Origin of the sequence: Pedobacter sp. PF22-3, assembly GCF_026239555.1 — a bacterium.
Lineage (GTDB): Bacteria > Bacteroidota > Bacteroidia > Sphingobacteriales > Sphingobacteriaceae > Pedobacter.
Genome location: NZ_JAPIVP010000019.1, coordinates 69,325 through 82,440, shown reverse-complemented (window position 1 = coordinate 82,440; position 13,116 = coordinate 69,325). Strand labels below are relative to the sequence as shown.

The 13,116-nt window shown below is 35.3% G+C and carries 12 protein-coding genes; 6 read left to right on the top strand and 6 right to left on the bottom strand.

The window, feature by feature from the left end; all coding sequences use genetic code 11:
* Position 1: 1 nt before the first annotated feature.
* Positions 2-1,165, top strand: coding sequence for a glycosyltransferase (locus tag OQX63_RS20275; RefSeq protein ID WP_265852626.1), 1,164 nt, complete (start codon positions 2-4; stop codon positions 1,163-1,165).
* A 17-nt stretch (positions 1,166-1,182) separates the two neighbouring features.
* Positions 1,183-1,977 (top strand): DUF5672 family protein, encoded by a 795-nt coding sequence (locus tag OQX63_RS20270; protein ID WP_265852625.1) that lies wholly within the window; start codon positions 1,183-1,185, stop codon positions 1,975-1,977.
* A gap of 17 nt (positions 1,978-1,994) precedes the next feature.
* Here OQX63_RS20270 and OQX63_RS20265 read toward each other — a convergent pair whose 3' ends face one another.
* A complete protein-coding gene (locus OQX63_RS20265; protein ID WP_265852624.1) occupies positions 1,995-2,933 on the bottom strand; it encodes a glycosyltransferase family 2 protein in 939 nt (312 codons plus the stop codon).
* A gap of 82 nt (positions 2,934-3,015) precedes the next feature.
* On the opposite strand from OQX63_RS20265, the gene OQX63_RS20260 reads away from it, so the two are divergent.
* A complete protein-coding gene (locus OQX63_RS20260) occupies positions 3,016-3,870 on the top strand; it encodes an alpha-1,2-fucosyltransferase (RefSeq protein ID WP_265852623.1) in 855 nt (284 codons plus the stop codon).
* A complete protein-coding gene (locus OQX63_RS20255) occupies positions 3,867-4,874 on the top strand; it encodes a glycosyltransferase family 2 protein (protein ID WP_265852622.1) in 1,008 nt (335 codons plus the stop codon). Before OQX63_RS20260 ends, OQX63_RS20255 begins: the two co-directional genes overlap by 4 nt.
* On the opposite strand, the gene OQX63_RS20250 is transcribed toward OQX63_RS20255, so the two are convergent.
* Positions 4,871-5,962 carry an acyltransferase family protein gene (locus tag OQX63_RS20250; RefSeq protein WP_265852621.1) on the bottom strand — a complete coding sequence of 364 codons (1,092 nt, stop codon included), beginning with the start codon at positions 5,960-5,962 and terminating at the stop codon, positions 4,871-4,873. The two genes, OQX63_RS20255 and OQX63_RS20250, sit on opposite strands and share 4 nt — an antisense overlap.
* Positions 5,963-6,184: 222 nt before the next feature.
* Between OQX63_RS20250 and OQX63_RS20245 the strand changes: the two genes are divergently transcribed.
* Positions 6,185-6,931 (top strand): DUF268 domain-containing protein, encoded by a 747-nt coding sequence (locus tag OQX63_RS20245; protein WP_265852620.1) that lies wholly within the window; start codon positions 6,185-6,187, stop codon positions 6,929-6,931.
* A 76-nt stretch (positions 6,932-7,007) separates the two neighbouring features.
* On the opposite strand, the gene OQX63_RS20240 is transcribed toward OQX63_RS20245, so the two are convergent.
* Entirely contained in the window at positions 7,008-7,868 is an 861-nt protein-coding gene (locus tag OQX63_RS20240) for a hypothetical protein (RefSeq protein WP_265852619.1), read from the bottom strand.
* Positions 7,858-8,148 carry a hypothetical protein gene (locus OQX63_RS20235; protein WP_265852618.1) on the bottom strand — a complete coding sequence of 97 codons (291 nt, stop codon included), beginning with the start codon at positions 8,146-8,148 and terminating at the stop codon, positions 7,858-7,860. Before OQX63_RS20235 ends, OQX63_RS20240 begins: the two co-directional genes overlap by 11 nt.
* Before the next feature lie 126 nt (positions 8,149-8,274).
* On the opposite strand from OQX63_RS20235, the gene OQX63_RS20230 reads away from it, so the two are divergent.
* Positions 8,275-8,529 (top strand): helix-turn-helix transcriptional regulator, encoded by a 255-nt coding sequence (locus tag OQX63_RS20230; protein ID WP_265852617.1) that lies wholly within the window; start codon positions 8,275-8,277, stop codon positions 8,527-8,529.
* A 32-nt stretch (positions 8,530-8,561) separates the two neighbouring features.
* On the opposite strand, the gene OQX63_RS20225 is transcribed toward OQX63_RS20230, so the two are convergent.
* Complete coding sequence (locus OQX63_RS20225; protein WP_265852616.1) at positions 8,562-9,794, bottom strand: ATP-binding protein; 1,233 nt, start codon at positions 9,792-9,794, stop codon at positions 8,562-8,564.
* 204 nt (positions 9,795-9,998) lie between these two features.
* Positions 9,999-13,070 carry a translation initiation factor IF-2 gene (gene infB / locus OQX63_RS20220; protein WP_265852615.1) on the bottom strand — a complete coding sequence of 1,024 codons (3,072 nt, stop codon included), beginning with the start codon at positions 13,068-13,070 and terminating at the stop codon, positions 9,999-10,001.
* Between the last annotated feature and the right edge of the window lie 46 nt (positions 13,071-13,116).

Below are 13,116 nucleotides of genomic sequence, written 5' to 3'. Positions count from 1 at the left end.
GATGAAGAAAGTATTATTTTTTATGCCTGACAATCCGCTTAAAAAAAATGCGGGTAACAGAACCCGGGCTTTAAGTATGTTAGGCTACTTTAGATCAAGAAATTTTGAAATTGATTTTGTAAGCGAATACTACACCGGCAAATGGGATGAGGATGATATTAAAGCTTTTGAACAATCTGGCCTGGCAGATAATACTTACGTGATTAAAAAAAAGCCTGCCAAAAAAAATATACTTTATTACCTGCTTTTTTACAAACTGCCAAATTTCTTCTATCAAAATAAAGCTTGGTTCTTTCCGCTCCAATTCCCGGAGTTGGTTACCTTAAGATTTAAGCGTGCTTTCAAAAAAATTCTAAAAAAAAACAATTACGATTACATCATGATCAATTATGCCAGTTGGGCTACGTTGGTAGCAGATAACCCGTACACTAAAAATGCGATAAAGGTAATTGATACCCATGATTTTATAACAGCCCAACTGCAAAGAAAGGTTAATATTGGCCAATCTTTTAAGGAAGAGATTAGAAGAATTTCATTATTTGATATTGCTTTAGCCATATCTGTAGAAGAGCAATATATCTTTAGTCAGTTTTGTAAAAGCAAAGTTGTTTTAGCACCAATGATGCTGGACAGGCCCGAAATCCTCCATTCAGTTAAGGGGAGAACATTTGACCTGATTTATGTGGCCAGCGATAATATACATAATCAAAAATCTGCCAGTTGGTTTTTTAAAGAGGTGTATCCACTGTTACCCGCCCATGTGCAAATATGTATTATCGGGCAGATCAACGAACACCTGTCTATTAAGGCGCCAAATATTACATCGGTAAACTTTGTTGAAGATTTATCTGCCTACTACCTCAATGCCAAAGTAGCCCTTTGTCCTATGCTAACGGGCACCGGGACTAAGATAAAAGTTATAGAAGCGCTTTCTTATGGTATACCTGTAGTTTGCAATACCAGAGGGATAGATGGCTTGATTGATAAAACCAATAATGGCTGCTTAGTGAGTGACGATGCGATTGAGTTCAAGAACAACATTATGCAACTATTAACAGACGCATCTGCATATCGTAAACAGGCCGAAAATGCATTGGCTACATTTAATCTTAATTACGAAAAGGAAAGTTGCTATAGGAAACTCGATACTGTTTTTAAAAAATAGTTTAATATTATTTCAATATGCAAAAGGTTGCCGTTATTGTGCCTATTTATAGAGAGCCAACTGCTTTAGAGGATATTTCGTTGCAGCAGTGCTTCAAAGTTCTTGCTAAATCACATCCAATACTTTGTGTAAAACCTAATTCTCTAAATCTACATACTGCCTATCCATTCGATAAATTAATCGGTTTTGATGATGCTTATTTTAAAGATATCTCTGGTTATAACAGGCTAATGCTAGCTGGCGAATTTTATGGAGCATTTTTGGATTACGAGTATATCCTGATTTATCAATTAGATGCATTTGTTTTTAAAGATGAGTTAGATATTTGGTGCAAAAAAAACATAGATTATGTTGGGGCTCCATGGCTCAGACATAAATACCCTGATGTGATCAAAGCAGTAAAAAATAATGTTTTGAGCTACATACATCGAAAATTTGATGTTAGAGATAAAAATACACTTGCTCCAACTCAACTACAACTGGAGTATAAAGTTGGAAATGGTGGTTTATCCCTCCGCAGAACACAGTTATTTTATGATTTAACCCAACGCTTTCAGGAAAAAATAAAAGAATATACTTTGAATTCTGCAGCCAACTTTAACGAAGATGTTTTTTGGAGCATTGAAGTAAATAGAAAAAAGAAAATTTTAAGAATCCCTTCGTATAAGGAAGCAGTATACTTTGCGTTTGAAGTGCCAGTGGACAGAGGCTTTGAACTCACTAACCATACACTGCCATTTGGGTGCCATGCCTGGAACAAAAACCTCGATGTCTGGAGGCCGATATTTAAAGACTTTGGGTATGCTATTTAAACCACAAGCGCATAGGATTAACTTTTTCTGCTATCATTCATTACCTTTAGGTAAGACGCCACAAATTGAAATAAACCAGCGTTTTTAATTAGTCTCAGACATTCTTTTAAGCTAAGCTGTGATTCTTTAATTAAACCACTTAAAATGACCTTATTATGCCTTGCATTTGATTTCTCCAGCAACCTCTTTTGTCCTGAATTAATAAATGAACAATTTTTTATTAAGTTTTTAATCCGCTTTCTCACTATTATTTCATAGCCTGACATCTTTTTTCGATTCTGGCTCATACTGCTTTTATGTACTCTAATTAAAGCAAAAGCCCCTTCAGCCGGTAAAAAAGCAAAATGAAAATCTTTAAATGCACACGAAATCCAAAAATCCCAGTCTTCCAAACTTTTCATAGCCATATCAAAAAAACCTATTTTTCTCAGTGATGATGACTTTATTAAAGCCGAGTTAACCGGCATTATATTTTGCTTCACCAACATTTCTAAAATGTCATATCCAGAAGCATTAAGCTTAGGCATCCAGTCATCTTGGTTTAAGGCTATGTTTTTATAAAGTTTTTCTTTGCTACCATCCACAAAATAATATGCCATAGTATAAGAGATATCTATAGTGGCATCTTTTTCCATATCCTCAATTTGCAGACTTAATTTTAGGTCCGACAAAAGATCATCTGCATCTAAAAACTGAATATATTTCCCCATTGAGTTTTTTATCCCCAGATTTCTTGCTGCAGATAAACCCGCATTTGATTGATAGAAATATTTTATTCGGGAATCTCTTGCTGTAAATTCTGCCACAACATCCTTTGTTTTGTCTGTCGAACCATCATCTACAACAATAAGTTCAAAATTTTGATATTTTTGTCCTAATACCGAAGTTAAAGTATCGGGTAAAAATAGCTGATAGTTATAAGCAGGTATGATAATAGTAACTAAAGGATTTTCCATTTAAAACAAAGTTAATTTAAATCTGAGTATGTATTTCAAATCATTCGGATTTAAGTAGAAATTTATTGATTCAAACCACAGTATGATTATCATAAAAATAATAGGCGGACTAGGCAATCAGATGTTTCAATATTCACTCTACAAATCGTTACAAAGCAAGGGCATCAAAGTTTATGCAGATTTATCTGATTTTAAAGATTATCCATTACACAACGGCTATGAGCTGGAAAGGGTTTTTAACATTAGCATAAAAACGCCTGGCAAATTTCTTTTAGATTTATTCAGACCCAATCAACCAAAATGGATATTTCGAAAGCTTAGAAGAGTTTTAAATTTAAAAAAGACTTATAAAGTAGAAGAAAATGAATTTAGATTCGATGCTTCTTTTTTAAACAATACCAACCAGTATTATGCCGGATACTGGCAAAATGAAAGTTATTTCTCAGATATCTCCAATCAAATAAGGCATGATTTCAAATTCCCAGAAATTGAGGGGATCGAAAATCAAAGCGTAATACAGCAGATTAAAGCCACTGAAAGTGTAGCGCTGCATGTAAGAAGAGGCGATTATTTAAAAGATCCTTTATTAGGCAGTATTTGCGATTTAGCTTATTACGAACAAGCCATATTGAGCATAAATTCGAAAATCGTAGATGCCCTGTTTTTTGTTTTTTCCGATGATATCCTTTGGTGCAGGCAAAATCTTAAACTGAAAAATGTAATATACATTGATTGGAATAAAGGATGCAACAGCTACATCGACATGCAATTGATGAGCAACTGTAAACATAATATTATTGCAAATAGCAGCTTTAGTTGGTGGGGCGCCTGGCTAAATACCAATAATGATAAAGTAATTATTGCACCCAAAAAGTGGGTAAATAACCTCGCCGCTAATGATACTGATATTTGCCCAAAAAATTGGATTAAGCTATGATAAGCCCTAAAATAACAGTCTTCATGGCTGCATATAATGTTTCTGGCTACATAGCAGAATCTATATCGAGTATTCTGAACCAGACATTTAAAGATTTTGAATTTATTATTATCGACGATGGATCAACTGATGATACGGCTTTAATAGTTAAAAAATTTAACGATAGCAGAATCAGTTTTATACAAAATGATGGAAATAAAGGAATCCCTTTTACCAGAAACAGATTACTAGAGTTAGCTAAAGGTGAGTACATTGCAATTTTAGACAGTGATGACATCGCTTATCCTGAAAGGCTCCAGTTACAGCTCGATTTTTTTTCATCGCATCCTGAAGCGGCATTGTGTGGAGGGCATGGTAAAATCATTGACGAAAACGGAATAGAAACTGGTACAGAAATAATTGTGGCAACCGATGATTCAATAAATATGCGCATGTTATTTGGCAATCCTTTTATCAACTCCAGCACCATGTTTAAAACCGAAATCTTTAGAGCACTTAGTGGTTATAAGAATTTTGCATTAGCTGAAGATTTCGATCTTTTTATTCGGATTTCTGAAAAACATAAAGTGAGAAATATTGATGTTTTTCTAGTAAAGTATAGAGTACACGGCGAAAACATAACTATAAAAAGATCGGAAGAGCAGGAAAAACACGAATTGGAAATTCTTAAAAATATACAGGAGAACTTAGGCATATCACATACCGAAAACAGTTTGAGTCTTCACAAAGAATTACTGACCAATAACTTAAATGAAGGTCGCTTTTTAGAATATTTCGAATTATTATTCGCGATGAAAAGTGCAAATTTGAAATCAAAGAGATTTGATATCCCTAAAATGAATCAATTTTTATTTAATAAGTGGTACGAAATATTGCGCTTAAAAAGATCAAATATTAAGGCATTAAACTGGTATTTTAAAAAGGAATTGTACAGTGGCGAATATTTTAATTTCAAACAATTCCGAAAAATGTTCAAGAGCAGCTTTAGGGGATTGATAAATTAATTTCCAACTATCCACTTCATTTTTGTTTTACCTATAGCTTTAGCTAAGAAAAAACTTACAACATAGGTTACTAAAAATCTAAACAACAGTATTGCAGTATTTAACCATACACTAAACTCAAGAAAGTTTAGCTTTAACGGTTGAAAAATTAAGGGAAGACCCCGGTCGATAATGATAACGTGGATGAGATAGATACCAAATGTAGTTTCTCTTGGTTGTAAATGTTTCCGTAGCCAATTTAAGCTACCCATTTTCAGCAATAGTGCAAACATGACCAAAGAATACACGATATTACTTACACGCAGGGTATTATATGCATCTTTTATCCCAATACTATTAAGGTATGTAGATTCTCCAACGGCAATACAAAAGGTAACAAAGGCTAAAAACAATACAATAATCCAAGAAGTGCGCTTAATTATACCCATTATTTTATCATAGTATGCATTGAAATAAACACCTAGCCATAGATAAAATACAAATCCAAAAATTGCTGTGGTATGGGTAGTGGCAATCCAGCCTTGATAAATATTTACACTATAAAACAGCGAAAACGAAGCCAGAACCAAACCAAACCAGATGTTGTATAAATACCTTTTAAATATTAATAAAATGGTAATACAGATTAGAAAATTAAGGATAAACCAATATGGACTAATGAGTACTATACGTATAAAGGTTTCGTAGAAATACAGAAAAAAATTGGATCCTATTAAGCCCATCGCACTTCCCCTGGAGTGGGCAATGAAACGGTCTAACACACTTAACATAATTAATACACAAATCCAGAACAACCATGGTCCGATGGTTTTTTTAAACCTATTTTTTAAATATTGAAAAGGGGTATATTCCTGAAACTTATGGTTAATTAAAAACCCTCCGATCAGAAAAAAAGCAATGGTACTAAATTTAAAAAACTGAATAATGGATGTTTCAAAAACCGAATCGAGTTGATTGGCATAATGATTTGGAGGAACAATTCCGCAGTGCTCCAACACAATACCCATCATCGATATACACCTAATAGTATCAACAAAATCAAAATTCTTTTTTTCGGGTGTTGCTTTCTGCGTTAATTCAATATTCATTAATGGCTTTGGTAGTTGGATTTGCAAATATCAACAAAAAAAGGCCTATATAAAAGACCGATTATTTTTTAATATATATAGAATATATGCATGTCGAATCTAGCTAAATACTTGAAGTGTTAATTTAAAATCCGTAATAGACTTAAAATAAATTAATTAAGTTCAGCAAAAGATTTCGCTTATAATTGCATTACCTTAGCTATGCCAACAATTAATTTTAGCATGATTAAAAAATTAAGAAAGTTATTTTCTAAAGATAATCCTCAAATTGCAAAATTTAAAACAGAATTTAAGCAATTGCTCATCGAGGAAAAGCGTTCAGCAAAACGTTTTTCTTTGGATGAAGAAAATATTTATCCATGTTTATCAGATAGTACAGCACAAACGGGTTTCGACAGGCATTATATTTATCACCCTGCCTGGGCAACAAGAATAATCATAAACAATAAACCTGTTAAGCATATAGATATTTCATCTACGTTACATTTCTGCTCAACCTTATCAGCAATTTTACCTGTTGAATTTTACGATTATCGGCCGGCAAAACTAAAGCTATCAAATTTAAAATCATTGCACGGAGATTTGATGAATCTGCCCTTTGAATCAAATTCGATTAACTCATTATCCTGCATGCATACAGTTGAACACGTCGGCTTAGGTAGATACGGTGACCCGTTGGATTACGATGGGGATATTAAGGCAATAAAGGAATTGATGCGGGTATTAGCTGTTGGCGGTAGTTTGCTATTCGTTGTTCCGTTAGGGTCAAAAGATGTCATCTGTTTTAATGCTCACCGCATTTATTCCAAAAACCAGGTTTTATCATTATTCTCTGAGCTAACTCTTAAAGAATTTACTTTAATACCAGAAGATGAAGCAGATGGAGGATTAGTTGTTAACCCATCTGATGAGTTGCTTAACAGGCAGTTTTATGGCTGTGGATGTTTTTGGTTTAGCAAAGATAAATAGCGACACATTATGCGAAAAAGAGCCTCAATTTCTTATTGAGACCCTTTTAACATTAATGTATGCAAAATATTACAATTTAATAAATTGGAGGGCCAATTACGTACCCTGCTGTCCCATTAATATGCTGAATACCTTTAAAATTAAATTTATATCTACTAGCAACTGAGGGGCTTGTGATATATCTTAAAACATTTCCTTCATTAAAATATACCATACCATTACTTAGGTCGTCTACAATTCTTGTACCGGGTAAGATTGGATTACCCATTGGATTTTTTGTAACATCTAGATTAGTTTTAATTGGTATAGTGTTTCTCACAAAAAGGGCCAAATATGTATCCATAGACTGGATATGCCTCAATTTCCCATCCATTACAATTAATATTCTGCCATCATTTGTAAAAGTTAAGATATCCCCCTCATTCCTAGTGATGCGTGTATCTGTTGGGGCTGGGGTTGGATTCGTATTAATACCATATCTTGTAGAAGAATATTGTGTTCTAACTTGACTTTGAAACTCAGTATATACATAACGAATCAATATTCTTCCATTTACTTTATGACCAGGTAAGGAAGCGGTAGTTGCAATTGAGGCAAAATCATCTTTATAATCCGCTGAAGTTAATGCCTTTTCATACAACGTAATTTCAGATGGATCTGGCTGGATATTAGAATCTCCACTTTGATATTCAGTATAAATCAGGGAAACTATACAATCGCCAGATGTGAATCCACCTGTACTTAATATACTTCTTTTAAAAGAAAAAGAAAACTTAAAACCAGTAGGTGTATTAACATTTGGGACTTTTAAAGCATTATTTTCAATATAGTCCGCATCAATTTTAAATGACACAAACTGAATCTGTGCATTTGATTTTATAGCTAACACCATGAAAGCTAATAAAATAAAAATATATTTTCTCATATTATTTTTCATAGCGGGCTTTATATTCATTTGCCATATCATACTCGGCCTTTACACTTTCTAAGCTTTTATGAAACCAGCCATTAATAATAAATTCTTTATCTTTTTCGACATATATCACCTTATCTTCAGTTGTTACTAGTGTAATTACTAAGAATTTTGTAAGATTTAAATCTGGGGTATTACGAGCAACTTTTGTGCTAATTTCGTCTGTTCTAATGTCTTTCTTACATCCCTGAAAGGACATTGCACTGATACTTCCTAGCAGAAGTATATAAATTATTTTTTTCATAGGTATTTTTTTTCACAAAAAGACAAATAAAAAACATTATTTTTGACAATTCCTTATTATCATTATTTACATTATTAATATACAATAGTAAATAATAAAAATACATAGCCGTTAACGTTTTTTAGTATGTTAGATATAGGGGTTACCTTAAGAAGGTACAGAGATAAGTATAGTTATACACAGCAATACGCCGCTGATGTAATCGGAATAAGCAGAGTTGCTTACCGAAAGTGGGAAAACAATGAAGTGGATTTTTCGCTTTCGCAGCTTGGTAAAATAGCCGAACTTTACGAAATTTCCATTCAGGATATTATCATGCAATCAGGCTTCAAAAAAGCTAAAGTAGTTTCCCAAAAACAAAAAGTGCATCAATATTTTTGATGCAGCATTTATATTATCTTTAGGTTAACAAGCTATAACCTGATAACCTCTATCGAATCATTTTTTGTAAGTATCTTACAAACACATTCCAGATTGAAATCAGGATAAGCCTCAACAAATTTTTTATACTTATTAGGTTTAAACTGAATATCGTTATATTTTACCTCGTAGGCCATTCCTTTGTTGAGCTGTTCTTCTACTACAAAATCTACTTCGTTACCATCAGCTGTACGCCAAAAATGCAGGTGATCGGCATCATAAAGCTGCCTCAATCTGATATATGTATAATTTTCTAGAAGTTCTCCTTTATCGCCCCTATCGCCTGGTCTAGAAAAGTTATTCAGCAACGCATTACGCAAACCATTATCGTTAAAATAAACCTTTGGCATTTTGGTCAACTCTTTACGCACATTGCCATAAAAAGGAGATAGTAATTGTACAATAAAGGTTTTCTGCATTAAATAAACATAATTTTCAATTGTAGAACTGGCCATCTTTAGGGTATTTCCTAATTCGTTGTTATTGATCAGACTGCCAGTCTGATCGGCCAACAGCCTTGCCAGCTGAAAAAACTTTAGTTCTTCCTTAATTCCTGCTTCCAAAGCATCCTTTTTCATATAGCTGTTTACAAGCTCCTTAAGCATTTCCTGCTTTTCCTGTTCAGTATCTGCCAATACAACGGCCGGATAACCACCATAAACCAAATATTCATCAAACAAAAGGTTTATACGGTTTAGCTGAAGGCCTTGATATGTTGGTCTCTTAATCATCTGCTCCCATTCCACGATTAAATCATCTTCACCTTTAAAATGGAGAAACTCATCAAAGGCCAAAGGAAAAAATTCGAATACCTTTTTCCTACCGGCCAGGCTATCCCTAAAACTCTTATCAATGTAAAACGCACTGCTACCTGTAGCGATGATTTTTAATTTTGGTGAATACTTATCGTATAAAAGTTTTAAAAAATTACTGGGGTCTTTTGCATACTGAACTTCATCGATAATGACATATAACCGTTTATCTGCAGGAAGATCGGCCGGCAATAAGGTATAATTGAAAATATTTTCGGGATGCTGATTTACGGCCTCTAAAATGACAGGATCTTCGAAGGTTAAAAAATACACTAGCTCATTTTCCATTTGCAATTGCTCTGCCAACTGCTTAACAAGCGTGGTTTTGCCGATCTGCCTTGGCCCTATAATAATGGTGTGCTGAGGCTTATTAAGGTGGTTTTTTAGAGATTTTAATGCAGTTGATCTTTCCATATCGATAATTGAAGAATACAAATATCGATAATTTTAAGATAACAACTCAATATTATCCGATAATTTTAAGATAACAACTCAATATTATCCGATAATTTTAAGATAACAACTCAATATTATCCGATAATTTTAAGATTAATATTTCGCTTCAACAAAAAAAGTGGCCTTTTTGAGGCCACTTTAAAATCATATCTCTTAAACCAATTAAAGTTTTCTGGCTACTTCAACCTGTTCGTAAGCTTCTACAATATCGCCAACTTCGATGTTGTTAAAGTTCTGAATATTTAAACCACACTCATAACCTTTCGATACTTCTTTCACATCATCTTTATAGCGTTTTAAAGATGCCAGTTCACCGGTGTATACTACAACACCATCTCTAACGATACGGATCTTGCTGTTACGGGTAATCTTACCATCCAGTACCATACAACCTGCAATGGTACCCACTTTAGTGATTTTAAATGTTTCGCGAATCTCAACGTTAGCCACAATTTTCTCCTCAAACTCTGGATCCAACATACCTTCCATTGCCGATTTAATCTCGTTGATGGCATCATAAATGATAGAATATAAACGAATATCAATCTGTTCAGCTTCTGCCAATTTACGTGCACCTGTTGATGGACGAACCTGGAAACCGATAATGATTGCATCAGATGCCGAAGCCAACAATACATCAGACTCTGAAATCTGACCAACGCCTTTACTGATAATATTGATCTGGATCTGCTCTGTAGATAGTTTCAGTAATGAATCTGACAGTGCTTCGATAGAACCATCCACATCACCTTTAACAATGATATTAAGTTCTTTAAAGTTACCGATTGCCAAACGACGACCAATTTCATCCAAAGTAATGTGTTTCTGCGTACGTAAGCCCTGCTCGCGTTGTAACTGCATCCGTTTGTTTGCAATATCACGTGCTTCGGTTTCACTTTCTAAAGCATTAAATCGATCACCTGCTGTAGGCGCTCCTTGCATACCCAAAACCTGTACCGGCTGTGATGGACCTGCAGATTCTACTTTAGCACCACGCTCATTGGTTAATGCCTTTACACGTCCGCTGTAACTACCTGCTAAGATTGGATCTCCTACTTTTAAGGTACCACCCTGAACCAATACTGTAGTTACAATACCACGTCCTTTATCTAACGCCGATTCAATTACCGTACCTGTAGCACGTTTATTTGGATTGGCTTTCAGTTCTAATAATTCAGCTTCTAATAATACCTTATCTAAAAGCAAATCAACATTTAAGCCACTTTTGCTTGAGATTTCCTGTGATTGGTATTTACCGCCCCAATCTTCAACCAGGATATTCATTACAGATAATTGCTCACGTACTTTATCTGCATTGGCACCTGGTTTATCTACTTTAGTGAAAGCAAATACCAATGGTACGCCTGCTGCCTGTGCGTGATTAATGGCCTCTTTTGTTTGAGGCATCACTGCATCATCTGCTGCAATAACAATAATGGCAATATCGGCTGCCTTAGCACCACGTGCACGCATCGCCGTAAAGGCTTCGTGACCTGGAGTATCTAAGAAAGTTACTTTTTTACCGGTTGGCGTGGTTACCATGTAAGCACCGATGTGCTGGGTAATACCACCTGCCTCGCCAGCTACCACATTTGCCTTACGGATATAATCCAGCAATGAGGTTTTACCGTGATCGACGTGCCCCATAATTGTAACAACCGGAGCTCTTTCGATTAAATCTGCTTCTTTGTCTTCCTCTTCAATTACGTTTTCCTCATCTTCATCAGGTTTAACAAACTGAATTTCGTAACCAAACTCATCGGCAACGATGGTTAAGGTCTCAGCATCTAAACGCTGGTTAATGGAAACAAACATACCAAGGCTCATACAAGTACCAATAATTTTGGTAACCGGTACATCCATCATGCTCGCTAATTCATTAGCCGTAACAAATTCTGTTACTTTTAATATTTTCGATTGCGATTCAAGCTCGTTTGCGGCTTCTTCTGCATTATAAGCAACATCATCACGTTTCTGACGACGTAATTTAGCACGCTGTGCAAATTTACCTGATTTACCTGCACCACTTAAACGGGCAAGTGTTGCCTTAATCTGATCTTGAATTTCTTTCTCAGTAGGTTCTTCTTTAGGTCCGCTTGGTGTAGCATTTCTATTTTGAAAACCCGGTCTGTTATTGTTGTTATTTCTATTTCCTTGATAAGGAGTTCCTCCTTGCCCGGCTGGTCTGTTACCTTGATATGGTGTACCGCTAGCTGGCCTGTTACCTTGATAAGGTTGACGAGGCTGACCTGGTGCACCACCCTGACCTGCAGGATTATGCTGTCCTGGCTGACCTTGACCATGTTGACCTGGCTGGCCTGGTGCCCCCGGAGTTTTCTTACGTTTACGCTTACGTTTAGCAGCTTCACTATCGCTAGATGATGCTACTGGACCGTTTCTTCTGTCCGGTGTTGTTGGTAAAACAATTTTACCAATAATATTCGGACCTGTTAATTTAACCGTACGTGCTTTAATTACCTCAGGTTCGTTATTTACCGGCTTTGTTTCAACTGGTTTCTCTTCGGCCTTAGGCTGTTCAACTGGTTTTACAGGTTCAGGTGCTTTAACCACTGGTGTTTCTGCTACTGGCGCTGGTGCGACAGGAGTTTCTTCCTTTTTAACCTCAACTGGTTTTTCTTCCACTTTAGGCTGTTCAACCGGTTTTACAGGCTCTGGTGCTTTAACTACTGTTGGTTCTACAACAGGTGCTGGCGCAGCAGGAGTTTCTTCTTTTTTAGCTGGGCGCGTTTTTGGATTAAGATCATTTAAATCGATCTTGCCTACAATTTTAACTCCAGGTAATCCGGTTTCTTCAGCCTTATTCTCTTTTACTGGCTCTACTGCTGCCGCAGGTGCTGGTGTTGGCGCTTCTACCTTAGGTGTTTCTACAGCCTTTGGTTTTTCTACCGGAGGGGTAAATGATTGAGTATTTTTAATTAAAATCTCCTCATTTTTCTCAAAATCGGCATTTTTCTTCGGCGCTTCTACTGGCTTCTCAGTTTCAGGCTCGTCGCGACGTATTTTACCAATCACTATTTGTTTGGCTTCTTCTCTTACGATCTTATCTCCCTGATACTCTTTTAATAAGGCATTATACATCTCACCCGTAAGTTTAAACATAGGGCTTTTCTCGGCAGAGAATCCCTTTTTGTTTAAAAACTCAACGGCCGTACCCATGCCTATATTAAGTTCTTTAATAGCTTTAATTAAAATGATTGGTTTGTCGTCTGACATTTAGCTCCTGTTATTTTTTATAATAATACAAAAGTAGTGTTTATTT

Coding starts and splice junctions, on each gene's coding strand:
- OQX63_RS20275 (WP_265852626.1), top strand. CDS start 2: ATGAAGAAAGTATTATTTTTTATGCCTGACAATCCGCTTAAAAAAAAT.
- OQX63_RS20270 (WP_265852625.1), top strand. CDS start 1,183: ATGCAAAAGGTTGCCGTTATTGTGCCTATTTATAGAGAGCCAACTGCT.
- OQX63_RS20265 (WP_265852624.1), bottom strand. CDS start 2,933: ATGGAAAATCCTTTAGTTACTATTATCATACCTGCTTATAACTATCAG.
- OQX63_RS20260 (WP_265852623.1), top strand. CDS start 3,016: ATGATTATCATAAAAATAATAGGCGGACTAGGCAATCAGATGTTTCAA.
- OQX63_RS20255 (WP_265852622.1), top strand. CDS start 3,867: ATGATAAGCCCTAAAATAACAGTCTTCATGGCTGCATATAATGTTTCT.
- OQX63_RS20250 (WP_265852621.1), bottom strand. CDS start 5,962: ATGAATATTGAATTAACGCAGAAAGCAACACCCGAAAAAAAGAATTTT.
- OQX63_RS20245 (WP_265852620.1), top strand. CDS start 6,185: ATGATTAAAAAATTAAGAAAGTTATTTTCTAAAGATAATCCTCAAATT.
- OQX63_RS20240 (WP_265852619.1), bottom strand. CDS start 7,868: ATGAAAAATAATATGAGAAAATATATTTTTATTTTATTAGCTTTCATG.
- OQX63_RS20235 (WP_265852618.1), bottom strand. CDS start 8,148: ATGAAAAAAATAATTTATATACTTCTGCTAGGAAGTATCAGTGCAATG.
- OQX63_RS20230 (WP_265852617.1), top strand. CDS start 8,275: ATGTTAGATATAGGGGTTACCTTAAGAAGGTACAGAGATAAGTATAGT.
- OQX63_RS20225 (WP_265852616.1), bottom strand. CDS start 9,794: ATGGAAAGATCAACTGCATTAAAATCTCTAAAAAACCACCTTAATAAG.
- infB (WP_265852615.1), bottom strand. CDS start 13,070: ATGTCAGACGACAAACCAATCATTTTAATTAAAGCTATTAAAGAACTT.